The sequence below is a fragment of the Pseudomonas sp. FSL W5-0299 genome (assembly GCF_005930655.1).
Taxonomy (GTDB): Bacteria; Pseudomonadota; Gammaproteobacteria; order Pseudomonadales; family Pseudomonadaceae; genus Aquipseudomonas; species Aquipseudomonas mandelii.
This window is the reverse complement of sequence record NZ_RXHX01000006.1, coordinates 140,494-163,572: the sequence shown is the minus strand read 5'-3', so window position 1 is coordinate 163,572 and position 23,079 is coordinate 140,494. Positions and strand designations below refer to the sequence as shown.

The window sequence follows — 23,079 nt, the reverse complement described above, 5'->3', positions numbered from 1 at the left end:
AACGAGGCTTGCCCGCGAAGGCTGCCTCACAGGCACCGCGTTTCCAACGGGCAGAAACAAAAATGCCAGGCGCGATGCCTGGCATTTTTTTGTAGCTCATCCGACGCGCTTTGGCGAATCAGAACGGCAGTTTCATACCCGGTGGCAGTTGCATGCCAGCGGTCATGCTGCCCATTTTGTCCTGGCTGTTGGCTTCGATCTTGCGCACGGCGTCGTTGACGGCGGCGGCGAACACGGCTTCGAGCATCTCTTTGTCGTCTTCGCTCAGGCCTTCAACCAGGCTCGGGTCGATGGTCACGCGCTTGACGTCGTGACGACCGGTCATCACCACGGTGACCATATCGCCGCCGGCTTTACCGGTGACTTCAGCGTTGGCCAGTTCTTCCTGCATCTTGGCCATTTTTTCCTGCATCTGCTGTGCCTGCTTCATCAGGCCGGCCATGCCACCTTTCATCATGGGAATCACCTCAAAAGTACTTGGATTTAAACAGCGCCCGGCCCTTGGGGCCAAACGCCTTCAGTTATTAGCCCTGACTGACCAGGGCTTCGACAGGTTCAATAGTATCGTTGCGAACCACCGCACCGAACTGCTGCATCATTTGCTGGATGAACGGATCACCGTGAATCGACTCCTCGGCCTCGCGCTGACGGTTCGCACGACGACGGGAAGCGGCCTGGGCCGGGGTTTCCTGCTCCGGCTTGATCAGTTCCATGCTCAGGGTCAGGGTGCGCCCGTGAAACTGGTTCAACGCATCGTTGAGACGCCGTTGCTGGGTCGCGTTGAACAAGGCGCTGTGGGCCGGGTCCAGGTGCATCAGCCAGTGGTCACCATCGACGGCGATCAGCGTGCAGTTGGCGGCGATGCTGCCGGTCATGCCAGAGATCGGCAGTTTCGGGAACAGCTCCAGCCATTGCAGGGCCAGGCCGGTGGCGGGCATGGCGGCCGGCTCAGGCTCGGGTTCCGGTGCTGGCTCGGCAGCGTGTTCACTGGCCAGTTCATCGAGGTAGCTGTAGGCCGAATCCATGTCCGGCTCGATATAGTCTTCGTCCAGCGGCGGCTCGTCATCCAGGTCCACGCCCGGGGTGGCGGCATCGACGTCGGCCACCGACGGTTCCGGGATCGGCGCTGCGGCCCACTCCGGCGCGTCCGGCACCACGCTGTCCGGCGTCGGCAACGGCATGGGCGGCAGATCAGGTTGTTCGCTGGCGGTTTCCAGGACCGGCTCGACGGCGGGTTGCTGGACGGGTTCCGGTTCGACCGGGTCATTCCACGGCAAGTCGACCGCCGCCTCGACCGCGACCGGCTCAACCACAGGCTCGGCCACCACAACGGGCGCCACCGGTTCAGGCGCTGGGGCAGGAATCGCCGCCGCGACGGGCTCAGGCGCCGGCGCAACGGGTGCAACTGCCGCAGCGACTACCGGTGCCACCACCGGCGCGGCAGCCACTGAATTTGCGGAATCAACTGTGGCCTGGCTGATCCCCACTGGCTTTAGCGGTTGCCTCGGGGCGTCCGCGGTGTCCGCCGGTCGGAACGCGAGCATTCGCAGCAGGACCATTTCGAAGCCACCACGAGGGTCCGGCGCCAGCGGCAAGTCGCGGCGGCCGATCAGACCCATCTGGTAATAGAACTGCACGTCTTCGGCCGGCAAGGCCTGGGCCAGTGCCAGCACCCGATCGCGGTCGCCATGACCGTTGTCGACGCCTTCAGGCAACGCCTGGGCGATGGCGACACGGTGCAGAACGTTGAGAATTTCCGAGAGCACGCCATTCCAGTCCGGGCCTTGTTCCGCCAGATGGCGGACACCTTCGAGCAAGGCCTTGGCGTCGCCTTCGATCAGCGCATGCAGAACGTCGTAGACCTGACCATGATCGAGCGTGCCCAGCATCGCCCGCACGTCGGCAGCCATGACCTTGCCTTCACCGAAGGCGATGGCCTGGTCGGTCAGACTCATGGCGTCACGCATCGAGCCGTCGGCGGCGCGGCCCAGCAGCCACAGTGCGTCGTCTTCGAACGGCACGTTCTCGACGCCCAGGACGTGGGTCAAATGCTCGACCACACGCTCCGGCGTCATGTTCTTGAGGGAGAACTGCAGGCACCGCGACAGAATGGTTGCAGGAAGTTTCTGCGGGTCGGTCGTCGCCAGGATGAACTTGACGTAGGGTGGCGGCTCTTCAAGGGTTTTCAACAGCGCATTGAAGGAATGGCTGGAGAGCATGTGCACTTCGTCGATCAGGTAGACCTTGAAGCGGCCACGGCTCGGCGCGTATTGCACGTTATCGAGCAACTCGCGGGTGTCCTCGACCTTGGTCCGGCTCGCGGCGTCGATCTCGATCAGGTCGACAAAGCGGCCCTCATCGATTTCGCGGCACACCGAACACTCGCCGCACGGCGTCGAAGTGATTCCTGTTTCACAGTTCAGGCATTTGGCGATGATCCGTGCGATGGTGGTCTTGCCGACCCCGCGCGTACCGGTGAACAGGTAGGCGTGGTGCAGCCGCTGGCTGTCCAAGGCATTGATCAGAGCCTTGAGCACATGGGTCTGGCCGACCATTTCGCGGAACGAGCGCGGACGCCATTTACGTGCAAGAACCTGATAACTCATCGAAAACCGTCGCAACGAAGGAACAGAAGCGGCTAATGCTAGCGGAGCAAGGCCAAAATTGCATCCGGTGCGCTCGTCTAATCTGGCTAAGATGCACTTTGGGGGGCTTTTATCGGCTCAGGTTTGCGACGTACCGGAGCGTTTATGCGTTTTGCCTTGGGGGCACTGCTGTGGATAAGTGTGAGCGTCGCCGCCGCCGAAGCGCCGCTGCGTTTTGTGGTGCCCGACAGTTGGGCGATGCCGATGGTGCAACTGGAACGCGGACAAGTGACCCAGGGCATCCTGTATGACGTGATGCTCAGCCTGGCGACCCAGGTCGGCGTGCCGGCCGAATTTCATGTGTTGCCCCGGGCGCGGGTGCAAAGCGCCATGGAACATGGCGAGGTCGATATACGCTGCTATGCCGCGCAGTCCTGGCTGCCGAATCAGTCCGGCGACTACCTCTGGAGCATTCCCCTCTGGTTTCAGCGCGACATGCTGATCAGCCGGCAGGATCCGCTGCCTTTGGTGGTGCCTGCGAACTTGTCGCGGCAAGCCATCGGTACCGTGCTCGGCTACTCCTACCCCACCTTGCAACCGCTGTTCGATGCCGACCGTTTGCGCCGCGAAGACGCGCGCAACCAGGAACAAGTGCTGGAAAAACTCCACGCCGGGCGCTATCGCTACGCCGTGAGCAATCAATGGACACTGGACTGGTTCAATCAGCGCCTGTTACCCGACAAGCAACTCAAAGGCGTGGCGGTGCTGGAAGAACAGAGCGTCGGCTGCTACGTGCGCAATGACCCCAAGGTGCCGGTGCAACGCATACTGCGCACGTTGCTGCGGATGAAAATGTCGGGGGAGATTGATGACATTATCCGGCTTTATATCGGTTCGGGTCCTGGCACACTTTAAGCAAATCCTCTGATCAACACGAAACCTGTGGGAGCGAGCCTGCTCGCTATAGCGGTTTGCCATTCAACACTGATGGCGACTGCCAGATTGCTATCGCGAGCAGGCTCGCTCCTACAGGGGATAAGTGTCGATTACAGAACTTCAGCCAACCTGATCCAGCGCTTGCCATTGCGGCGGCGCGACGAACCCCGCGACCCAACCCGGCACGTCGGCGGGGGGCATTGGCCGGGCGATGAAATAGCCTTGAGCCACTTCACACCCCAGTCGCAACAGCAACTCACCGTGCTCGATACTTTGCAGTCCTTCAGCAATCACCTGCCGGCCAAACGCCCGGGCCAGACCGATCACCGCCGTGGCCAGCGCCAGATCATCGCGATCGTCCAGAATGTCACGCACAAACGACTTATCGATCTTGATGGTTTGGGTGCGCAATCGCTTGAGGTAGCTCAGCGACGAATAGCCAGTGCCGAAGTCGCCCAGTGAAAACTGCACCCCCAGCGCCTGACAGGCCTGCAAACAGTCGCTCACGTGCTGGATGTTCTCGACCGCCACCGACTCGACGATTTCCAGGTCGAGCATCTGCGGCGCAATGTCGGCATGCCGGGCGAGGACGTGCCTGAGCCGGTCGACGAAATCCGCGCGCTGAAAATGCCGTGCCGCGATATTAATGCTGATCGGCCAGCCCTGCCCCGCCTGCTGCCAGTGGTGCAACTGCGTCAGCACCTGATCCATCACCCATTCACCGATGTCGACGATCAGGTCCGTCTCTTCCACAAACGGCAAAAACTCCCGGGCCGGCACCATGCCGTTTTGCGGGTGCTCCCAGCGCAACAGCGCCTCGAAGCCGACCACCACGCCAAGGCGCATGTTGACCTTGGGCTGGAAATGCAGACGCAACTCATCGGCGGCCAGCGCCTGGCGCACGCGTTCGACCGTCTGGTGAGTGGCCTTGACCTCCTGATCCCTGGACACGTCGAACAGATGGAATCGGTTGCGCCCGCGCTGCTTGGCCACGTACATGGCTTGATCGGCGTGACGCAGCAGGGTTTCAGCATCTTCATGGTCGAGTGGGAACAGCGTAACGCCGATGCTGGCGAACACATTGATGTCCTTGCCGTGCAAGGTATACGGCGCCGAAATCGCCCCCAGCACCCGGTTCAGCGCCGCGCGCAACTCCGGCAGATCCCGCACGTAACGCAACACCAGCACGAACTCGTCGCCGGCCAACCGCGCCACGACATCTTCGCCGCGCACGATGTGGCGCAAACGCTTGGCCACTTCAACCAATAATTGATCGCCACTGGCGTGACCGTAGCCGTCGTTGACCGCCTTGAACCCGTCAAGGTCGAGCATGCACACGGCGAGCGGGATGTTTTCCTTTCGGGAGAACTCCAGCGCCTGATCCAGCAGATCCGAGAGGAACGCGCGATTGGGCAGCCCGGTCAGCACGTCGTGCCCGACCCGCCATTGCAGGGAATGCAACAACTGGCGTTTTTCGCTGATATCGAAACGAATCGACAGGTATCGGTCGACCCGTCCGGTGTCGTCATTGAGCACGGGCACCATGGTGCTTTCGACCCAGTACAGGCTGCCATCCTTGGCGCGATTGCAGATTTCGCCCTTCCAGACCTTGCCCAGCGCGATGGTGCGCCACATACCGGCGAAGAAATCAGCGGTGTGCACGCCGGAGTTGAGGAGACGGTGGTTCTGCCCGAGCAACTCGTCGCGGCTATAACCGGACACGGCGCAGAACTGATCATTGACGTGGGTGATCCGGCCGCTCAGGTCCGTCTCGGAAAAAATGGCGGCGGCATCCACGGCCCTGCGGTATTTCTCATCCATGAATCAGGCTCGCTGTCGCTAGCGGTGGGACTGCGCAAACACGTGTTCACTCCATGACCCGCATTTGATGACCGCGCAGAACCGAAGATCGGCTAGTCTCAAAAACCTCGTGCAAGGCCGGCAAAGGAGCGCAATGCTGGCGGTTTGGCGTTGCCCATTTTCTGGAAACAGATCACCAATCACCCCTTATTGGCGGCGATTCTACGAAACGCATCACATTTTGCAAAGCAAGGTGATGGATCATGCGGTTGTCTAATGCGAAAATCTATCGTTAAGTTCTTGATTCTAAATGGGAATTGAGCGATGCAAATTTCAAGTTTGGGTCCGGCCATCCGACGCTACCGCAAGGTCGCGGGGCTTACTCAGGCTGAACTCGGCGAAAAAACCGGTTTTGACCCCAAAACCATCAGCCGCTTTGAAACCGGAACCTATACCCCCAGCGTCGAAGCCTTGTTCTTGCTTGCCGACGTGCTGGACGTAAAGCTGAAAGCCTTTTTCGCCGATATGGGTGATGAAGATGAACAGCGGGCGTATCTGTTCGGTGTCATCCATAAAGCCACCCCGAAGGATCTGGGAAAGCTGATCGCAGCGGTTGACCAGGCCTTGTCCAAGCCTTAGTGGTGGAAATGAAAAAGGAGGCCGACGTGTCTGATACGACACATCGGCCTCCTTTTTTATATTCATTCTAAAAATCAGGAACGACAAAAAACCGCCTGGATCAAGGGCCATGGCAGCAACACACACTAAGTATTTTCAGACAGAAAACGCGAGAGAGGGCTCGCGGTGCGTTATGGAGGCAACCCCACCAGCCACACCCCGGCACACAATGTTCCCGCTGTGGCTGCTTCCTTCCGGATCTGACCAGGTTCACGGGTAATCGTTGCGGGGGGACCGATGGGGTCACCATAACGACGCTCACCTGACGGCGAGCCGCGCCATTGTACCTATCTGGGACGAAGTTACAACCGTTCGGGGGGATTAAAAAATATGTGCTGGTTCAAGGACATGCAAAGTCTGCAGAACACCGTAGTCATGTAGCAGCTGTCGAGCTTGCGAGGCTGCTGCAAGTGAATGCAGGCGGCTACAGGTCTTGCAACACCTCATCCGCCCTGCCGCCCTCCTGCTGGATCACCAGATGGATGAAGTGCAGTTTGGCGATAACCGCGGGCGGCAGCACAAACGGATAGAAATCCGGCTGCCCCATGCTCCGCGACAGCTCGTTGAGCATGCCGGCCAGTTCGATCCATGCGTTGACGAACGACAGGAACGCCGCGCCGCCGGGATGCTGTGGATCGTAGAGCGTGTCGAGCGGGAATGGCTGGTAGTCGAAATCCATCTCGCGCGCGCTCATGCCAAACCCCAGCGCCGTGTCCACCGCGTCCATCATGTGCAGGTAATGCGCCCAGGTTTCCGCCCAATCTTCCCATGGATGCATGGTGGCGTAGGCGCTGACACATTGCTGCTGCCAGTCGAGCGGTGCGCCTTGCTGATAATGGCGTTCGAGGGCGTCGGCGTAGCTGAGACGCTCGTCGCCGAACAGGTTGCGGAACGGTTCCAGCCAATGACTGTTGGCGATCAGCCGGTCCCAGTAGTAATGCCCGACTTCATGACGAAAATGCCCGAGCAGCGTGCGATAAGGCTCGTGCATTTGCACCCGGACCTTTTCGCGGTGGGCGTCATCGGCTTCCTTGATATCGAGGGTGATCAGGCCATTGGCGTGCCCCGTGGTCGGCGGTTTGCCTTCCAGGTCAACACCGATGAAATCGAAGGCGAGACCGGTCTGTTCGTCGACGCTTTTGGGAATCACCTGCAATCCCAGGCTGATCAACTGCGCGACCAGACGCCGCTTGGCGGTTTCGACCTGACGCCAGCGTTCGTGGTTTTCGGCAATTGAGAGGTCAGGGATGGTGCGATTCAGGCTACAGGCGATGCACAGCGCATCATGGTCATTGGCGGCCAGCAGCCAATTACACGCAGCCGGGGAATCGAGGTTGGCGCAGCGCCGGAACAGGCCGGCTTCGGGGTCGGCGTCAAGCAACCAGGTATCCGCCAGCACACCCGGCTGCAGCGAGGACAGGCGACTCTGCTCCGGCTGATAGCCCAAGGCTGCCGAACAGGCCAGGCACTGGCTGTTGCGAAAGAAAAGCGACTGCCCGCAGCGGCACTGCCAGACCTTGCTGTTGCGCGAACTTCCACCCATGAAGGGCGCGGCGATGCGTGAGCTGAGCTGTTCGAAGAAGCGGTACATGGCGATCTCTCCCTGGGGCTTGCCAAGACTAGATCATTCCCCAGCGAGGATCGTTCCGTTTTCTGTGGCGAGGGAGCTTGCTCCCGCTCGGCTGCGAAGCGCTGCCCGAAGTCTTGGCGACTGCTGCGCAGTCGAACGGGAGCAAGCTCCCTCGCCACAGGTTGGGTGTCAGACAGAGATGCCGTGTTTTTTCAGGAAATCGACAAACGCCTCTTCATCTAGCACTTTCAGTCCCAATTCATTGGCCTTGGCCAACTTCGAACCGGCACCCGGCCCGGCCACCACGCAATGGGTCTTGGCCGACACCGAACCGGCCACCTTGGCCCCGAGGCTTTCGAGTTTGTCCTTGGCGATATCACGGCTCATCAATTCCAGCGAACCGGTCAGCACCCAGGTCTGCCCAGCCAGCGGCAGGCCTTCGACGACTTTTTTCTCGCTCTTCCAATGCATGCCGAAATCACGCAACTGCTGTTCAGCCGCCTCAGCTATCTGACGGTTTTCAGCAACCGCGAAAAACGCTCGAACCGAATTCGCCTGCTTCTCCGGCAAGGCCTGGCGCATGTCCAGCCAATCGGCGTTCATGACCGATTCCAGCGAACCAAACTTGTCCGCCAGCTTCTGCGCCCCGCCCGGCCCGACCGACGGAATGTTCAGCTTGTCGAGGAAACCGCCCAGCGTCGTGCTGGCAGCAAATTCGGCCCCCAACTCGCCCTGATCCTGAATCTGCAGGCCGTGCTCGAGCAACTTCGCAATAACCTGCTGGTTATGCGCATCTTCAAAGAAGCTGTGAATCTCGTGAGCCACTTCCAGGCCGACATCCGGCAAGTACGTGAGCACTTGCGGCAACGCCTGCTGAACCCGCTCCAGCGAGCCGAGAGAGCGCGCCAGGACCTTGGCCGTCTCTTCGCCGACGTCAGGGATCCCGAGGGCATAGATGAACCGTGCCAGGCTCGGTGTCTTGCTGTCCTTGATCGCGGCGAGCAGTTTATTGCTCGACAGCTCGGCAAAGCCTTCGAGATCGACAATGTCCTCGAACTTCAAGGCATACAGATCGGCGGGAGAACTCACCAGCCCCTCATCGACCAATTGCTCGACGCTCTTGTCGCCCAGGCCTTCAATGTCCATCGCACGACGGGAGACGAAGTGGATGATCGCCTGCTTGAGTTGCGCACCGCAGGCCAGACGACCGACACAGCGGTAAACCGCCCCTTCGCTGACGGTCTCGCGACCCTTGCTGCGCTTGACCAGCTGCGTGCGCTCGACATGCGAGCCGCACACCGGGCACTGCTGCGGAATCTGTACCGGACGCGCGTCGTCCGGGCGGCGATCCATGATCACTTGCACCACTTGCGGAATCACGTCGCCCGCGCGGCGGATGATCACGGTGTCGCCGATCATCAGGCCCAGGCGAGCCACTTCGTCCATGTTGTGCAACGTCGCATTGGCCACGGTGACACCGGCGACCTTGACCGGCCTCAAGCGCGCCACGGGCGTAACGGCACCGGTGCGGCCGACCTGGAATTCGACGTCGAGCAGTTCGGTGAGCTCTTCCATGGCCGGGAATTTGTGGGCAATTGCCCAACGCGGTTCGCGCGCGCGAAAACCGAGCTCACGCTGGGACGCGATGCTGTTGACCTTGAACACCACGCCATCGATTTCATAGGCCAGGCCGTTGCGGCGCTCACCGATGTCGCGGTAGTAATCCAGGCATTCATCAATGCCGTGCGCCAGTTTCAGCTCGCGACTGATCGGCAGGCCCCAGGTCTGCAGCTGCTTGAGATTACCGATGTGCGTATCGGCGATGTCCGCCGAAATCTGGCCGATACCGTAGCAGCAGAACTCCAGCGGACGGTTGGCGGTGATCTTCGAATCCAGCTGCCGCAAGCTGCCCGCCGCCGCGTTGCGCGGGTTGGCGAAGGTCTTGCCGCCGACCTCCAGCTGCGTGGCGTTCAGGCGCTCGAAACCGGCCTTGGACATGAACACTTCGCCGCGCACTTCCAGGGTCGCCGGCCAGCCGGTTCCCTGTAGCTTCAGCGGGATGTTGCGCACGGTGCGCACGTTGACGCTGATGTCTTCGCCGGTGGTGCCGTCGCCGCGCGTCGCACCGCGCACCAACATACCATCCTGATAAAGCAGGCTGACCGCCAGGCCATCGAGCTTGGGTTCGCAGCTGTATTCCACCGCCGCGCCGCCGCCAAACAGGTCGCCGGCCGGCAAGTCGAGACCTTCCGTTACCCGGCGATCGAACTCGCGCATGTCGCTTTCTTCGAAGGCGTTGCCGAGGCTGAGCATCGGCACTTCGTGGCGTACCTGGGTGAACGCCGACAGCGCCGCGCTGCCGACGCGCTGGGTCGGCGAGTCGCTGGTGACCAGCTCGGGATGGGCGGCTTCAAGGGCCTTGAGTTCATGGAACAAACGATCGTATTCGACGTCCGGAACGCTTGGCTCGTCTAGTACGTGGTAACGGTAGTTGTGCTGATCCAGCTCAGCGCGCAGCTCGAGAATGCGGGTTTTGGCGGCGGTCATGGGTGTTCTCTCATAAAGCAAAAGAGCAGCCGAGGCTGCTCAATCTATTTTGCTGATCGTCCCGCGCACGGCGCGGGGACAACCTTTTGAATCAACGCTTCTGGGTCAGGGCGCGACGTTCGAATTCGACGATGCGCTGACGGTAATGCTCGATCGTCTGGGCGGTCAGCACGCTGCGCTGGTCGTCTTTCAGTTCGCCGTTCAGCTCCTGGGACAATTTGCGCGCCGCGGCCACCATCACGTCGAAGGCTTGCTTCGGATGACGCGGGCCTGGCAGGCCGAGGAAGAAGCTCACCGCCGGCGTGCTGAAGTGGTCGATGTCGTCCAGATCGAAGACGCCCGGCTTGACCGCATTGGCCATGGAGAACAACACCTCACCGTTGCCGGCCATGCTCTCGTGACGGTGGAAAATATCCATTTCGCCGAAACGCAGACCGCTCTCCAGAATATTCTGCAACAACGCCGGGCCCTTGAAGCCGGCAGCGTCACGGCAGATCACGCTGATCACCAGCACTTCTTCGGCTTGCGGTTGTTCCTTGTCGCTGACCGACGGCGAGGACTTGGTGTCATCCGGGAAGTCGTCGTCACGGCTGCTGAAGCTCGGGCCGCCGTCCAGGTCCAGGCTGAGGTTCATGTCGCCCTGGGAAGGCTCGCCATGGCCACGCTTGCCGCGCTTGGAACCCGATTCACGCGGTTCACGGGCAGGCATGCTCACCGACGGCAGATCATGCTCGTCCAGTTGCGGTTCCTTATGCGTGTCCAGCACGCGGGGCGGGCCCAACAGCTCGGCGCTGGTGTCCTCGTCCGGCAGGTTGGACAAACTTCGGTCAAGACGGAATTTCAGTTTTCCCTTGCCGCCGCGCATGCGACGCCAGCCATCGAAAAGAATACCGGCAATGACAATAATGCCGATGACGATCAGCCACTCGCGCAGACCGATTTCCATGTAATCCCGTGCCTCTATAAAAAATGCTGAAAAATAAGGGGTTTACAACTCGTAAACCGCTTTAAAACGTGGCGCCAACTCTATGTTCTGACAGGCGTTTTGCCCACGTATACGAAAAATTGACATTAAACTAGCACGACCAAAGGCAACTTTACACCGTCTGTCACAATGGCTCGCGCGAATATGTCGATTGGCCAGCAAGTCAAGACAGGTAAAAAAGTCCTACAGACCAAAAATACTTGCCCTACAAGCACCGGCTCAGGCCTCCACCATCGCCATCGCCTCCTCGACATCCACTGCCACCAGACGCGAACAACCCGGTTCGTGCATCGTTACCCCCATCAGTTGATCGGCCATTTCCATGGCGATCTTGTTGTGGGTGATGTAGATGAACTGAACCGTCTGCGACATCTCTTTGACCAACCGTGCGTAGCGTCCAACGTTCGCGTCGTCCAGCGGCGCGTCAACTTCATCGAGCATGCAGAACGGTGCCGGATTCAACTTGAAGATCGCAAAAACCAGGGCCAATGCGGTCAGGGCTTTTTCGCCACCGGAGAGCAAATGGATGGTGCTGTTCTTCTTTCCTGGCGGCTGCGCCATGATCGTTACCCCTGTATCGAGTAGATCTTCGCCCGTCAGTTCCAAATACGCGCGCCCTCCACCGAAAACTTTTGGGAAAAGGGCCTGTAATCCGCCATTGATCTGATCAAAGGTATCTTTGAAGCGGTTTCGGGTTTCCTTGTCGATCTTGCGAATCACGTTTTCCAGAGTGTCCAGCGCTTCCACCAGATCGTCGTTCTGCGCATCCAGATAACGTTTACGCTCGGATTGTTGCTGGTATTCGTCGATGGCCGCCAGGTTGATCGCACCGAGGCGCTGAATGCGCGCGGCAATGCGTTCGAGTTCTTCTTCAGCGTCTTTCTCGCTGGCCTCGGCGGTCAGCGTGGCGAGCACGCCATGCAGGTCGTAGCCATCCTCAAGCAACTGATCTTCGAGGGTCTTGCGTCGCACGGTCAGGGCTTGCCATTCCATGCGCTGGGTTTCCATCTGGCCACGGATCAACTGCGATTGCTGCTCGGCCTGGCTGCGTCGTTTTTCCGCATCGCGCAATTCACGGTCAGCGTCTTCCAGAGCGATCTGAGCCGACTTCATTTCTTCGTCGACCGTCATGCGCTTATCGAGCAACTCTTCGAGTTTCAGGCGCAGCTCTTCCAGCGGTGCCTCGCCCTCCTCCAGATTAAGGCTCAGCTGTTCGCGTTTCTCGGTCAGGCGCTCGGACTGCATCTCCAGGCGTTCCAGCGCCTGACGCGTCGAGTCATGTTGCGCCTTGAGCGAGCCGAGGCGTACCGCCAACTGATGGGCGTGATCCTTGTGTTGCCGGGCTTCCTGACGCACGCGATCAAGTCGCTCGCGCAAGCTGTCGCGCTGGGCCAGCAGCAACTCGCGCTGCTCGGTGTCCAGCGCCATGGCGTCGAGGGCTTCCTGCAATTGCAGGCGCGCTTCGCCGATGTTTTCGTGCTCCAGCGCCCGTTGCTCAGCCAGCTCGGTGAGTTCTTCATCAAGGCGGGTTCGACGCAACGTCAGCTGCTCAACCTTGGCCTTGCCGGCCGACAACTGAGCTTTCAATTCACCTTGCTGACGCGCTTCGTCTTGCAGCAAACGGCGCAAATGTTCGCGACCGTTTTCCTGCTGGCGCTGCTGCGCCCTGAGCGTCTGAAGTTGGGTTTCCAGGGTTTCGACCGTGGCCTCGCGCTCTTCGCGCTCGATGCTCAGACGCTGGATTTCCTGCCCACGGGCGAGCACGCCGCTTTCCGCTTCGCTGGCCCGGCGAACACGTAGAAAGTGTCGGCCAACCCAATAGCCGTCGCGACTGATCAAGCTCTGGCCGACACTTAGCTGACTGCGCAGGGCCAACGCTTGCTCAAGATTCTCAACCGGCTTGACCTGTCCCAGCCAGGGCGACAGATCGATCTGCGCTTCAACCTTGTCAAGCAGGCTGCCCGGTACGCGCACGCCATCACTGGCCGGGCTGAGCAAACGCAAATCGCCTTGGGCAAAACCGGCCAGATCGAAATCGCCGAAGTCGTCCACCAGCACCGCCTGGAGGTCGGCACCGAGCACGGTTTCCACCGCCAGCTCCCAACCCGCCTCGACTTTCAGTCCTTCGGCCAGACGCGGGCGGTCCGCCAGGTGCTGTTCGCGCAGCCATTGCGCGGTGCCGGTGCCCGGATCGAGCGCGGCTTGCTGCAAGGCTTCAAGGGACGCAAGGCGACCGTTGAGGCGCTGCAAATCACCCTGAGCCTGCTGCTGATTTTGCAGCGCTAATTGCAATTCCTGACGCAGTTGCTCAAGGCGTTCGACCTGGGCCTCTTCGCTGGCCTGTAAATCTTCAAGCGTCGCCTCGCTCGCGGCCAGTTGCTCACTGAGCTCCATGATCGCCGCATCTTCCGGGTCCGCCGAGAGCAATGCGCGCTCTTCGCCAAGTCGCTTCTGGCGATCGGCCAGACGCTCCATGCTGGTTTCGAGTTGCTGAATGCGTGACTGCTGGACCTCGGACTGGCGACGCGGCTCGGCGGCCGTGAGGTTGAAGGTGTCCCACTGCTCCTGCCAGCCGTGCATGGTGGTTTCGGATTCTTCCAGCGCAGCGGCGGCTTCTTCGGCGGCGGCGCTGGTGACTTCCTGCTCCGGCGTGAGCATGTCCAGCTCTTCACCGAGGGTCAGCAGCAAGGTGCGGTCGTGGCCGAGGTGAGATTCGGTTTCCAGTCGCGCACGCTCGGCTTCTTTAAGATCATCCTGCAACTGCCGCAAACGCTGCTGACCATGCTGGATGCTCTGCTCGACCCGGGCGATGTCGCCGCCGACCGAATAGAAGCGTCCCTGCACCAGATTGAAGCGCTCGGACAGATCATGGTGCCCGTCACGCAAGCGCTCGATGGCCGCATCGGCGTTGCGCTGTTCAGCGACCAACGCTTCGAACGTGACTTCCTGATTGCCAATGACTGCTTCGCGCTGCCCGACCTGTTCGTTCAAAGCCTGCCAGCGCAGGGCCGACAGCTGGGCCTTGAGCTGACGCTCCTCGCCTTTGTATTCCTGATACTTCTTGGCGGCCTCGGCCTGGCGATGCAAACGCTCAAGCTGACGCTCGAGTTCTTCACGCAAATCGGTCAGGCGGGCCAGGTTTTCATGGGTGCGACGGATACGGTTTTCGGTCTCGCGCCGACGCTCCTTGTACTTGGAGATGCCCGCCGCTTCTTCGATGAAGTTGCGCAGGTCTTCGGGCTTGGACTCGATCAGCTTGGAGATCATCCCCTGCTCGATGATCGAATAGCTGCGCGGGCCCAGGCCTGTGCCCAGAAAGATGTCGGTGATATCTCGACGACGGCATTTGGTGCCGTTGAGGTAGTAGGTGGTCTGGCTGTCGCGGGTCACTTTGCGGCGAATGGAAATTTCCGCATAGGCGGCGTATTCGCCAAGCAGCGTGCCGTCGGAGTTATCGAACACCAGCTCGATACTCGCCTGACTCACGGGCTTACGGCTGGTCGAACCGTTGAAGATGACGTCGGTCATCGACTCGCCACGGAGGTTCTTCGCCGAACTTTCGCCCATCACCCAGCGAACGGCGTCGATGATGTTCGACTTGCCGCAGCCATTGGGCCCTACCACGGCCGCCATGTTGCTGGGGAAGTTCACGGTGGTCGGATCGACGAAGGATTTGAACCCGGCCAGTTTTATGCACTTGAGCCGCACGCTTAAGCGTCCGTCAGGGCAGAAACCACCAGATCGCAACTGCGCTGGGCATAGGCCGTCAGCACTTCGCGGATCAGCGGAAAGTCACGGGCCAGCACGGCGGCCAGCAAACGTTCGAACAACTCCAGGAACTCGCTCATCGACGCCTTGCGCTGGTCCAGGGCGAGGAAGTACGCACGGCTCATCGCCGGTTGCAGATTCTCGACGGTTTCCTGCAAGTACGGATTGTTGGCAAACGGGTACGCGGCGCGCATCACATTGAAACTGTCGTCGACGAAGGTGCGGATGTCCTGACGCTCATAGCTGGCGGCCAGGCGCTGCTGGATCTGCACGAACGGCGCCATGTCAGACTGGACCTGCCAGCCTTTGGCGACGGCGTTGCCGAGCAAGATGTACAGCTCGCTCATCAGCGTGCACAGGCTCTGCACCTTGTGTGCGGTGAGTTCGGTAACGTGGGCACCGCGGCGCGGCAGGATCGCGATCAGGTGGCGGCGCTCGAGGATCAGCAAGGCTTCGCGGACCGAACCGCGGCTGACATTGAGGGCCAGCGTGACCTTCTGTTCCTGGATGCGCTCCCCGGGCTTCATTTCGCCACGAATGATGCGTTCGGCGAGGTGGTGAGCAATTTGCTCGGCGAGGCTGTCCGGCGCCTTGAACGTCATGGTTGTCCTTCAAACTCTTCGATCTGCACAAGCGGCGCAGTGTAGCGCACATGAAGGGTCATGGCGGAGTGCCCACTCAGCGGTTTTTGGCACGAATCAAGCAAAAAGCAGGCTAACCCGCGAGGGTCAATAATGAAGGAACGAGTCGTTGATCGACAAAATGGCGTTTCCTGACCTTTAAGTCAGAAAATCATTGACCGCAAAGTCAGACCTGATAAATTCGGTCCAAGTCGGTTAACAACAATAATGAGTCTGCGAGGCCTTCCGTGATCCAGTTTTTACTTAACCAGGAACTCCGTAGCGAGCACGCCCTGGACCCAAACCTGACCGTGCTCAATTATCTGCGCGACCATGTGGGCAAACCCGGCACCAAAGAAGGCTGCGCCAGTGGTGACTGCGGCGCCTGTACCGTGGTGGTCGGCGAGCTGCAAACGGATGACGATGGCCGCGAATACATTCGCTATCGCAGCCTCAACTCGTGCCTGACGTTCGTGTCGTCATTGCACGGTAAACAACTGATCAGCGTCGAAGACCTCAAGCACCAGGGCGAGCTGCACAGCGTGCAGAAAGCCATGGTCGAGTGCCACGGCTCGCAATGCGGCTTCTGCACCCCGGGCTTCGTGATGTCGCTGTTCGCGCTGCAAAAGAACAGCGATCAGCCCGACGCCCACAAGGCCCACGAAGCGCTGGCCGGCAACCTCTGCCGCTGCACCGGCTATCGGCCGATTCTGGCCGCCGCCGAACAATCCTGCTGCGGCAAGCAAGCGGATCAGTTCGATGCGCGCGAAGCCGATACCATCGCCCGCCTGAAAGCCATCGCCCCTACCGACATCGGCGAACTCAACAGTGGCGACAAGCGCTGCCTGGTGCCGCTGACCGTGGCCGATCTGGCTGACCTCTACGACGCTTATCCACAGGCCCGGCTGCTGGCCGGCGGTACGGATCTGGCATTGGAAGTCACCCAATTCCATCGCACGTTGCCAGTGATGATCTACGTCGGCAACGTCGCCGAAATGAAGCGCATCGAGCGCTTCGATGATCGTCTGGAAATCGGCGCCGCCACCGCCCTCTCCGATTGCTACGAAGCCTTGAAAGCCGAATACCCGGACTTCGGCGAATTGCTGCAACGCTTCGCCTCCTTGCAGATCCGCAACCAGGGCACCCTCGGCGGCAACATCGGCAACGCCTCGCCGATTGGAGACTCGCCACCGCTGCTGATTGCCTTGGGCGCGCAGATCGTTTTGTGCAAAGGCGAAACCCGTCGCACCCTGGCGCTGGAAGATTACTTCATCGATTACCGCGTCACCGCGCGCCAGGAAAGCGAGTTCATCGAGAAGATCATCGTGCCGCGTGCCAGCGCCGAACAATTGTTCCGCGCCTACAAAGTGTCGAAACGTCTGGACGATGATATTTCCGCCGTTTGCGCCGCGTTCAACCTGCGCATCGACAACGGCGTGATCGCCGACGCCCGCGTAGCGTTCGGCGGCATGGCCGCGATTCCGAAACGTGCGAATAACTGCGAAACCGTATTGCTCGGCGCGCCGTTCAATCACGCCACCGTCGAACGCGCCTGCGCCGCATTGGCCGAAGATTTCACGCCGCTCTCGGACTTCCGCGCCAGCAAGGAATATCGCCTGCTCAGCGCGCAAAACCTGCTGCGTAAATACTTCATCGAACTGCAAACACCGCACATCGAGACTCGGGTGACCGCTTATGTCTAACCATCACGCCGTAGAGAAGACCCAGGCCGAACTGGCTGAACTGTTCGCCAAGGACCTGACCACCGGTGTCGGCCGCAGCGTCAAGCACGACAGCGCCGCCAAACATGTGTCCGGGGAAGCGCAGTACATCGACGACCGTCTGGAATTTCCGAACCAGCTGCACGTTTACGCACGCCTCTCGGACCGCGCCCACGCGAAAATCATCAGCATCGACACCAAGCCCTGCTACGCCTTCGAAGGCGTGCGCATCGCCATCACCCACAAAGATGTGCCAGGCCTGAAAGACATCGGCCCATTGCTGCCGGGCGATCCATTGCTGGCCATCGACGATGTGCAATTCGTCGGTCAACCCGTACTGGCCGTTGCCGCAAAAGACCTGGAAACCGCACGCAAAGCCGCCATGGCGGCGATCATCGAATACGAAGATCTCGAGCCGGTGCTGGACGTGGTCGAAGCCCTGCGCAAACGCCACTTTGTGCTCGACAGCCACACCCATCAGCGCGGCGATTCGGCCGGCGCATTGGCGACTGCCGAACACCGCATTCAAGGCACGCTGCACATCGGCGGCCAGGAACACTTCTACCTCGAAACCCAGATCTCGTCGGTGATGCCGACCGAAGACGGCGGGATGATCGTCTACTGCTCGACCCAGAACCCCACCGAAGTGCAGAAACTGGTGGCTGAAGTGCTGGATGTGTCGATGAACAAAATCGTCGTCGACATGCGCCGCATGGGCGGTGGTTTCGGCGGCAAGGAAACCCAGGCTGCGAGCCCGGCGTGCCTGTGCGCAGTCATCGCCCACCTCACCGGCCAGCCGACCAAGATGCGCCTGCCGCGGGTCGAAGACATGTTGATGACCGGCAAGCGTCACCCGTTCTACGTCGAGTACGACGTCGGCTTCGACAGCACCGGTCGCCTGCACGGCATCGCCCTGGAACTGGCCGGCAACTGCGGTTGCTCGCCGGACCTCTCGGCGTCGATTGTCGACCGCGCGATGTTCCATGCCGACAACTCGTACTACCTGGGCGATGCGACCATCAACGGTCACCGCTGCAAAACCAACACCGCGTCGAACACCGCATACCGTGGCTTCGGTGGCCCGCAAGGCATGGTCGCCATCGAAGAAGTGATGGACGCGATTGCCCGCCATCTCGGCCTCGATCCGCTGGCGGTGCGCAAGGCCAACTACTACGGCAAGACTGAGCGCAACGTCACCCATTACTACCAGACCGTCGAGCACAACATGCTCGAGGAAATGACCGCCGAACTGGAAGAAAGCAGCCAGTACGCCGAACGCCGCGAAGCGATTCGTCGCTACAACGCCAACAGCCCGATTCTGAAAAAAGGCCTGGCGCTGACCCCGGTGAAATTCGGTATTTCCTTCACCGCCAGCTTCCTCAACCAGGCCGGTGCGCTGATCCACGTCTACACCGATGGCAGCATCCACCTGAACCATGGCGGCACGGAAATGGGCCAGGGTTTGAACACCAAGGTGGCGCAAGTCGTAGCCGAAGTGTTCCAGGTGGAAATGGACCGCGTGCAGATCACCGCGACCAACACCGACAAGGTGCCGAACACCTCGCCGACCGCTGCTTCCAGCGGTGCCGACCTCAACGGTAAAGCTGCACAGAACGCCGCGGAAATCATCAAGAAACGCCTGATCGAATTTGCCGCCCGGCAGTACAAGGTCAGCGAAGAAGACGTGGAGTTCCACAACGGTCACGTGCGGGTTCGTGATCACATCCTGACCTTCGAAGCGCTGATCCAGCAGGCGTATTTCGCCCAGGTGTCGCTGTCGAGCACCGGCTTCTACAAGACCCCGAAAATCTTCTACGACCGCAGTCAGGCCCGTGGTCGACCGTTCTATTACTACGCCTTCGGTGCAGCCTGTTGCGAGGTGATCATCGACACCCTGACCGGCGAGTACAAAATGCTGCGCACCGACATCCTCCACGACGTCGGCGACTCGCTGAACCCGGCCATCGACATCGGCCAGGTCGAGGGCGGTTTCATCCAGGGCATGGGCTGGCTGACCATGGAAGAACTGGTGTGGAACAACAAAGGCAAACTGATGACCAACGGCCCGGCCAGCTACAAGATCCCGGCCGTGGCGGACATGCCGCTGGACCTTCGGGTGAAGCTGGTGGAAAACCGCAAGAACCCGGAAGACACGGTGTTCCATTCCAAGGCTGTGGGTGAGCCGCCGTTCATGTTGGGTATCGCATCGTGGTGTGCGATCAAGGACGCCGTGGCCAGTCTGGGCGACTACAAGCATCAACCGAAAATCGACGCACCGGCGACTCCGGAGCGGGTGTTGTGGGGCTGTGAACAGATGCGGCAGCTGAAGGCGGCGAAGGCCGTCGAGGCAGAGCCGGCGTTGGCTTCGCTCTAGACCGAGGCGCGCCCTTCGCGAGCAGGCTCGCTCCCACAGTTGATCGCATTCCCCTGTGGGAGCGGGCTTGCCCGCGAAGAGTCCCGAACAGACAACAAAGATGTCGAGGTGAAACATGTACAACTGGATCGACGCCCTCGCCGACCTGCAATCCCAGGGTGAACCCTGCGTGCTGGTGACCATCATCGAAGAGCTCGGCTCGACGCCGCGCAATGCCGGATCGAAAATGGTCATCAGCGCCACCCAGGCCTACGACACCATCGGTGGCGGGCACCTGGAATACAAGGCCATGCAGATCGGCCGCGAGATGCTGGCCAGCGGCAAGCAGGACACGCACCTGGAGCGCTTCAGCCTCGGCGCCAGCCTCGGCCAGTGCTGCGGCGGCGTGACCGTGCTGCTGTTCGAACCGATGGGCCAGGTCCAGGCGCAAATCGCTGTGTTCGGCGCCGGCCATGTCGGCCGGGCGCTGGTGCCGCTGCTCGCCAGCCTGCCCTGCCGGGTGCGGTGGATCGATTCGCGGGAAGCGGAATTCCCCGAGCAGATCCCCCACGGCGTGCGCAAAATCGTCGCCGAAGAACCGGTGGATGAAATCGACAATCTGCCCGCCGGCAGCTACTGCATCGTCATGACCCACAACCACCAGCTCGATCTCGAACTCACCGCCGCGATCCTCAAGCGCAACGACTTCGCCTACTTCGGCCTGATCGGTTCGAAGACCAAACGGGTGAAGTTCGAACACCGCCTGCGGGACCGTGGTTTCGACAGCGCCGTGCTGCAACGCATGCGCTGCCCGATGGGCATCGGCGAAGTCAAAGGCAAGTTGCCTGTGGAAATCGCCATCTCCATCGCCGGCGAAATCATCGCCACTTATAACGCCAGTTTCGGCCAGCAAACTGCCAGCGCCGGATCATCGATCGCCAAACTGCTGCCTGCATCACGCCGCAGCCAAGCCTCCCACTGAGAAAGCTCATGCCTCTGACTCGCAAAGCCTACCGCGCCGCCATCCTGCACAGCATCGCCGACCCCGCCGAAGTGGGCATCGAAGCCTCGTATGAGTATTTCGAAGACGGCCTGCTGGTGGTCGATAACGGCCAGATAAGCGCCCTTGGTCACGCCAGCGACTTGCTGCCGACCCTGCCCGCCGATATCGAGATCACTCATTACCAGGACGCGCTGATCACCCCGGGTTTCATCGACACTCACATTCATTTACCGCAAACCGGCATGGTCGGCGCTTACGGCGAGCAGCTGCTGGACTGGCTCAACACCTACACCTTCCCGTGTGAAAGCCAGTTTGCTGACAAGACTCACGCTGATGAAGTCGCGGACATTTTCATCAAGGAACTGCTGCGTAACGGCACCACCACGGCGCTGGTGTTCGGCAGCGTTCACCCGCAATCGGTGAACTCGTTTTTTGAAGCCGCCGAGCAGCTGGACCTGCGGATGATCGCCGGCAAGGTGATGATGGACCGCAACGCCCCGGACTACCTGACCGATACCGCCGAATCCAGCTACGTGGAAAGCAAGGCGCTGATTGAGCGCTGGCATGGCAAGGGCCGCCTGCATTACGCGGTGACCCCGCGCTTCGCCCCCACCAGCACCCCGGAACAACTGACCCTCGCCGGCCAGTTGCTCAGCGAGTACCCCGACCTGTACATGCAGACCCACATCAGCGAAAACCTCAAGGAAATCGAGTGGGTCAAGGAACTGTTCCCCGAGCGCAAGGGCTACCTCGACGTTTACGACCACTACCAATTGCTCGGCGAGCGCTCGGTATTCGCCCACGGCGTGCACCTGTGCGATGACGAGTGCGCGCGGCTGGCGCAGACGGGTTCGGCGATTGCTTTCTGCCCGACCTCGAACTTCTTCCTCGGCAGCGGCCTGTTCAATTTGCCGATGGCCGAGAAGCACAAACTCAATGTCGGCCTGGGCACCGACGTGGGCGGCGGCACCAGTTTCTCGCTGCTGCAAACGTTGAACGAAGCCTACAAGGTCATGCAGCTGCAAGGTGCGCGCCTGAGTCCGTTCAAATCGCTGTACCTGGCGACCCTGGGCGGTGCGCGTGCGCTGCGCCTGGAAGACAAGATCGGCACGCTGAATCCGGGCACCGACGCGGACTTCCTGGTGCTGGACTACAACGCCACGCCGCTGCTGAGCTATCGCTTGAAGCAGGCCAATAACATTGCCGAGACGTTGTTTGTATTGATGACGCTGGGGGATGACCGGACTGTGCTGCAGACCTATGCGGCGGGGAATCAGGTGCATCAGCGCTAAGCTATTCCGGGCATAAAAAATCCCCCGCAATCGATGGTTGCGGGGGATTTTTTTATTGCTTTTGAAGCCGCCTTCGCGGGCAAGCCTCGCTCCTACAAGGGCTTCGCGTTAAACCTGTAGGAGCGAGGCTTGCCCGCGAAGGCCGCACCTCGATCTTTCAAAGCTTGACCGCTGGCCGCCCTGGCTTTTTGGTCTGCAATAAATGCGAGAACACCGCATGCAAATCATCCGACGCGCTTTCCTCGTCGAGGTTGAGTTTGCTGTCGATGTGATCCATGTGATGCATCATCAGGTTCACCGCCAACTCGCCGTTGCGCGCTTCGATGGCGTCGATCAGTTGGGTGTGCTCGTCGTAAGAACAGTGGGAGCGGTTGCCGCTTTCGTACTGGGCAATGATCAACGACGTCTGGGACACCAGGCTGCGCTGGAAGCTGATCAGCGGCGCATTCTTCGCCGCTTCCGCCAGCTTCAGGTGAAATTCGCCCGACAGGCGGATGCCGGCACCGCGATCGCCACGGGAGAAGCTGTCGCGCTCATCGTTGACCATTTGCCGCAACTCGGCAATCTGCTCGGCAGTCGCGTGTTGAACCGCCAGTTCAGTGATCGCCCGCTCCACCAGACGCCGCGCCAGGAACACCTGACGGGCCTCTTCAACACTGGGGCTGGCAACCACGGCGCCACGGTTCGGACGCAGCAGCACGACGCCTTCATGAGCCAGGCGCGACAGTGCACGGCGAATGATGGTGCGACTGACCCCGAAAATTTCCCCCAGCGCTTCTTCGCTCAACTTGGTGCCGGGCGCCAGACGCTGTTCGAGGATGGCCTCGAAGATATGCGCGTAGACAATATCGTCCTGGGTACCGCTGCGGCCGGCTTTGCCTGCTCGCGGTTGTTTCTTTAGGGGCTGCAACTGTTCGTTCATGGGCACTCGAGTCGGGAGAACTGCGGCGAATTGACCGTGACTGTAATACGGCACAGTGGGTCGCTGGCAAGTATCGCGTAATAAACAGCGCGATTGTACACAATGGATGGTGGCAACACGACTGTACGGCTGTTTGTCGCTTCTGCTGTATCGCAACGGTTGGTTACTTTTGAGTTTAGGCTTGAATCCATAAATTTGAGATCCGTACAAACTCAGTGGCAAGGGAGCTTGCTCCCGCTGGGCTGCGAAGCGGCCCCAAAACCAACCTGATCGCAGCTTCAATCAAAACGTGTCAGCAG

General features: G+C 60.5%; 15 protein-coding genes and 1 other RNA gene. 6 read left to right on the top strand and 10 right to left on the bottom strand.

From position 1 onward, the window contains the following. Window positions 1-118 precede the first annotated feature (118 nt). Window positions 119-457, bottom strand: a complete 339-nt coding sequence (locus tag FHL16_RS10740) for a YbaB/EbfC family nucleoid-associated protein (RefSeq protein WP_007933349.1) — start codon at window positions 455-457, stop codon at window positions 119-121. Window positions 458-524: 67 nt separating this feature from the next. Then, window positions 525-2,606 (bottom strand): DNA polymerase III subunit gamma/tau, encoded by a 2,082-nt coding sequence (gene dnaX, locus FHL16_RS10735; RefSeq protein WP_077748209.1) that lies wholly within the window; start codon window positions 2,604-2,606, stop codon window positions 525-527. Between the two features lie 144 nt (window positions 2,607-2,750). Here dnaX and FHL16_RS10730 point away from each other — a divergent pair, with 144 nt between their 5' ends. After that, entirely contained in the window at window positions 2,751-3,500 is a 750-nt protein-coding gene (locus FHL16_RS10730; protein WP_077748208.1) for a substrate-binding periplasmic protein, read from the top strand. A gap of 141 nt (window positions 3,501-3,641) precedes the next feature. Here FHL16_RS10730 and FHL16_RS10720 read toward each other — a convergent pair whose 3' ends face one another. Continuing rightward, a complete protein-coding gene (locus tag FHL16_RS10720) occupies window positions 3,642-5,342 on the bottom strand; it encodes a putative bifunctional diguanylate cyclase/phosphodiesterase (protein ID WP_077748207.1) in 1,701 nt (566 codons plus the stop codon). A gap of 303 nt (window positions 5,343-5,645) precedes the next feature. Here FHL16_RS10720 and FHL16_RS10715 point away from each other — a divergent pair, with 303 nt between their 5' ends. Continuing rightward, on the top strand, window positions 5,646-5,960 hold the full coding sequence (locus FHL16_RS10715) for a helix-turn-helix domain-containing protein (protein WP_010456454.1): 315 nt from the start codon (window positions 5,646-5,648) through the stop codon (window positions 5,958-5,960). 182 nt (window positions 5,961-6,142) lie between these two features. Here the strand turns inward: FHL16_RS10715 and ffs are convergent. The 6 genes from ffs to FHL16_RS10685 all read right to left on the bottom strand — a co-directional run bounded on the left by ffs (window position 6,143) and on the right by FHL16_RS10685 (window position 15,471). Beyond that, an RNA gene (gene ffs, locus FHL16_RS10710) (signal recognition particle sRNA small type) lies at window positions 6,143-6,239 on the bottom strand. Window positions 6,240-6,423: 184 nt separating this feature from the next. After that, on the bottom strand, window positions 6,424-7,590 hold the full coding sequence (locus FHL16_RS10705) for a zinc-binding metallopeptidase family protein (protein ID WP_077748206.1): 1,167 nt from the start codon (window positions 7,588-7,590) through the stop codon (window positions 6,424-6,426). A gap of 168 nt (window positions 7,591-7,758) precedes the next feature. Continuing rightward, window positions 7,759-10,116: an NAD-dependent DNA ligase LigA gene (gene ligA / locus FHL16_RS10700; protein WP_077748205.1), complete on the bottom strand. Its 2,358-nt coding sequence runs from the start codon at window positions 10,114-10,116 to the stop codon at window positions 7,759-7,761. 91 nt (window positions 10,117-10,207) lie between these two features. Beyond that, window positions 10,208-11,062 (bottom strand): cell division protein ZipA, encoded by an 855-nt coding sequence (gene zipA / locus FHL16_RS10695; RefSeq protein WP_010456461.1) that lies wholly within the window; start codon window positions 11,060-11,062, stop codon window positions 10,208-10,210. A 258-nt stretch (window positions 11,063-11,320) separates the two neighbouring features. Next, the gene (gene smc / locus FHL16_RS10690; RefSeq protein ID WP_010456463.1) at window positions 11,321-14,809 is read right to left on the bottom strand and encodes a chromosome segregation protein SMC; all 3,489 of its coding nucleotides are present in this window, start codon (window positions 14,807-14,809) and stop codon (window positions 11,321-11,323) included. Between the two features lie 2 nt (window positions 14,810-14,811). Continuing rightward, the gene (locus FHL16_RS10685) at window positions 14,812-15,471 is read right to left on the bottom strand and encodes a GntR family transcriptional regulator (protein WP_010456464.1); all 660 of its coding nucleotides are present in this window, start codon (window positions 15,469-15,471) and stop codon (window positions 14,812-14,814) included. Window positions 15,472-15,737: 266 nt separating this feature from the next. Here FHL16_RS10685 and xdhA point away from each other — a divergent pair, with 266 nt between their 5' ends. The 4 genes from xdhA (at window position 15,738) to guaD (ending at window position 21,858) form a co-directional block, all read left to right on the top strand. Next, window positions 15,738-17,192, top strand: a complete 1,455-nt coding sequence (gene xdhA, locus FHL16_RS10680; protein WP_010456467.1) for a xanthine dehydrogenase small subunit — start codon at window positions 15,738-15,740, stop codon at window positions 17,190-17,192. Then, window positions 17,185-19,584, top strand: a complete 2,400-nt coding sequence (gene xdhB, locus FHL16_RS10675) for a xanthine dehydrogenase molybdopterin binding subunit (RefSeq protein ID WP_077748204.1) — start codon at window positions 17,185-17,187, stop codon at window positions 19,582-19,584. Before xdhA ends, xdhB begins: the two co-directional genes overlap by 8 nt. A gap of 115 nt (window positions 19,585-19,699) precedes the next feature. Beyond that, window positions 19,700-20,545 carry a xanthine dehydrogenase accessory protein XdhC gene (gene xdhC / locus FHL16_RS10670; protein WP_077748203.1) on the top strand — a complete coding sequence of 282 codons (846 nt, stop codon included), beginning with the start codon at window positions 19,700-19,702 and terminating at the stop codon, window positions 20,543-20,545. 8 nt (window positions 20,546-20,553) lie between these two features. Next, on the top strand, window positions 20,554-21,858 hold the full coding sequence (gene guaD, locus FHL16_RS10665) for a guanine deaminase (protein ID WP_010456473.1): 1,305 nt from the start codon (window positions 20,554-20,556) through the stop codon (window positions 21,856-21,858). 157 nt (window positions 21,859-22,015) lie between these two features. Here guaD and FHL16_RS10660 read toward each other — a convergent pair whose 3' ends face one another. Beyond that, complete coding sequence (locus FHL16_RS10660; protein ID WP_010456474.1) at window positions 22,016-22,780, bottom strand: GntR family transcriptional regulator; 765 nt, start codon at window positions 22,778-22,780, stop codon at window positions 22,016-22,018. Window positions 22,781-23,079 lie beyond the last annotated feature (299 nt).

Bases quoted from the DNA above. Each gene is read 5' to 3' on its own strand.
- xdhB (WP_077748204.1), top strand. From the start codon at position 17,185: ATGTCTAACCATCACGCCGTAGAGAAGACCCAGGCCGAACTGGCTGAA.
- dnaX (WP_077748209.1), bottom strand. From the start codon at position 2,606: ATGAGTTATCAGGTTCTTGCACGTAAATGGCGTCCGCGCTCGTTCCGC.
- FHL16_RS10720 (WP_077748207.1), bottom strand. From the start codon at position 5,342: ATGGATGAGAAATACCGCAGGGCCGTGGATGCCGCCGCCATTTTTTCC.
- FHL16_RS10740 (WP_007933349.1), bottom strand. From the start codon at position 457: ATGATGAAAGGTGGCATGGCCGGCCTGATGAAGCAGGCACAGCAGATG.
- FHL16_RS10715 (WP_010456454.1), top strand. From the start codon at position 5,646: ATGCAAATTTCAAGTTTGGGTCCGGCCATCCGACGCTACCGCAAGGTC.
- guaD (WP_010456473.1), top strand. From the start codon at position 20,554: ATGCCTCTGACTCGCAAAGCCTACCGCGCCGCCATCCTGCACAGCATC.
- zipA (WP_010456461.1), bottom strand. From the start codon at position 11,062: ATGGAAATCGGTCTGCGCGAGTGGCTGATCGTCATCGGCATTATTGTC.
- FHL16_RS10705 (WP_077748206.1), bottom strand. From the start codon at position 7,590: ATGTACCGCTTCTTCGAACAGCTCAGCTCACGCATCGCCGCGCCCTTC.
- ligA (WP_077748205.1), bottom strand. From the start codon at position 10,116: ATGACCGCCGCCAAAACCCGCATTCTCGAGCTGCGCGCTGAGCTGGAT.
- FHL16_RS10685 (WP_010456464.1), bottom strand. From the start codon at position 15,471: ATGACGTTCAAGGCGCCGGACAGCCTCGCCGAGCAAATTGCTCACCAC.
- FHL16_RS10660 (WP_010456474.1), bottom strand. From the start codon at position 22,780: ATGAACGAACAGTTGCAGCCCCTAAAGAAACAACCGCGAGCAGGCAAA.
- FHL16_RS10730 (WP_077748208.1), top strand. From the start codon at position 2,751: ATGCGTTTTGCCTTGGGGGCACTGCTGTGGATAAGTGTGAGCGTCGCC.
- xdhC (WP_077748203.1), top strand. From the start codon at position 19,700: ATGTACAACTGGATCGACGCCCTCGCCGACCTGCAATCCCAGGGTGAA.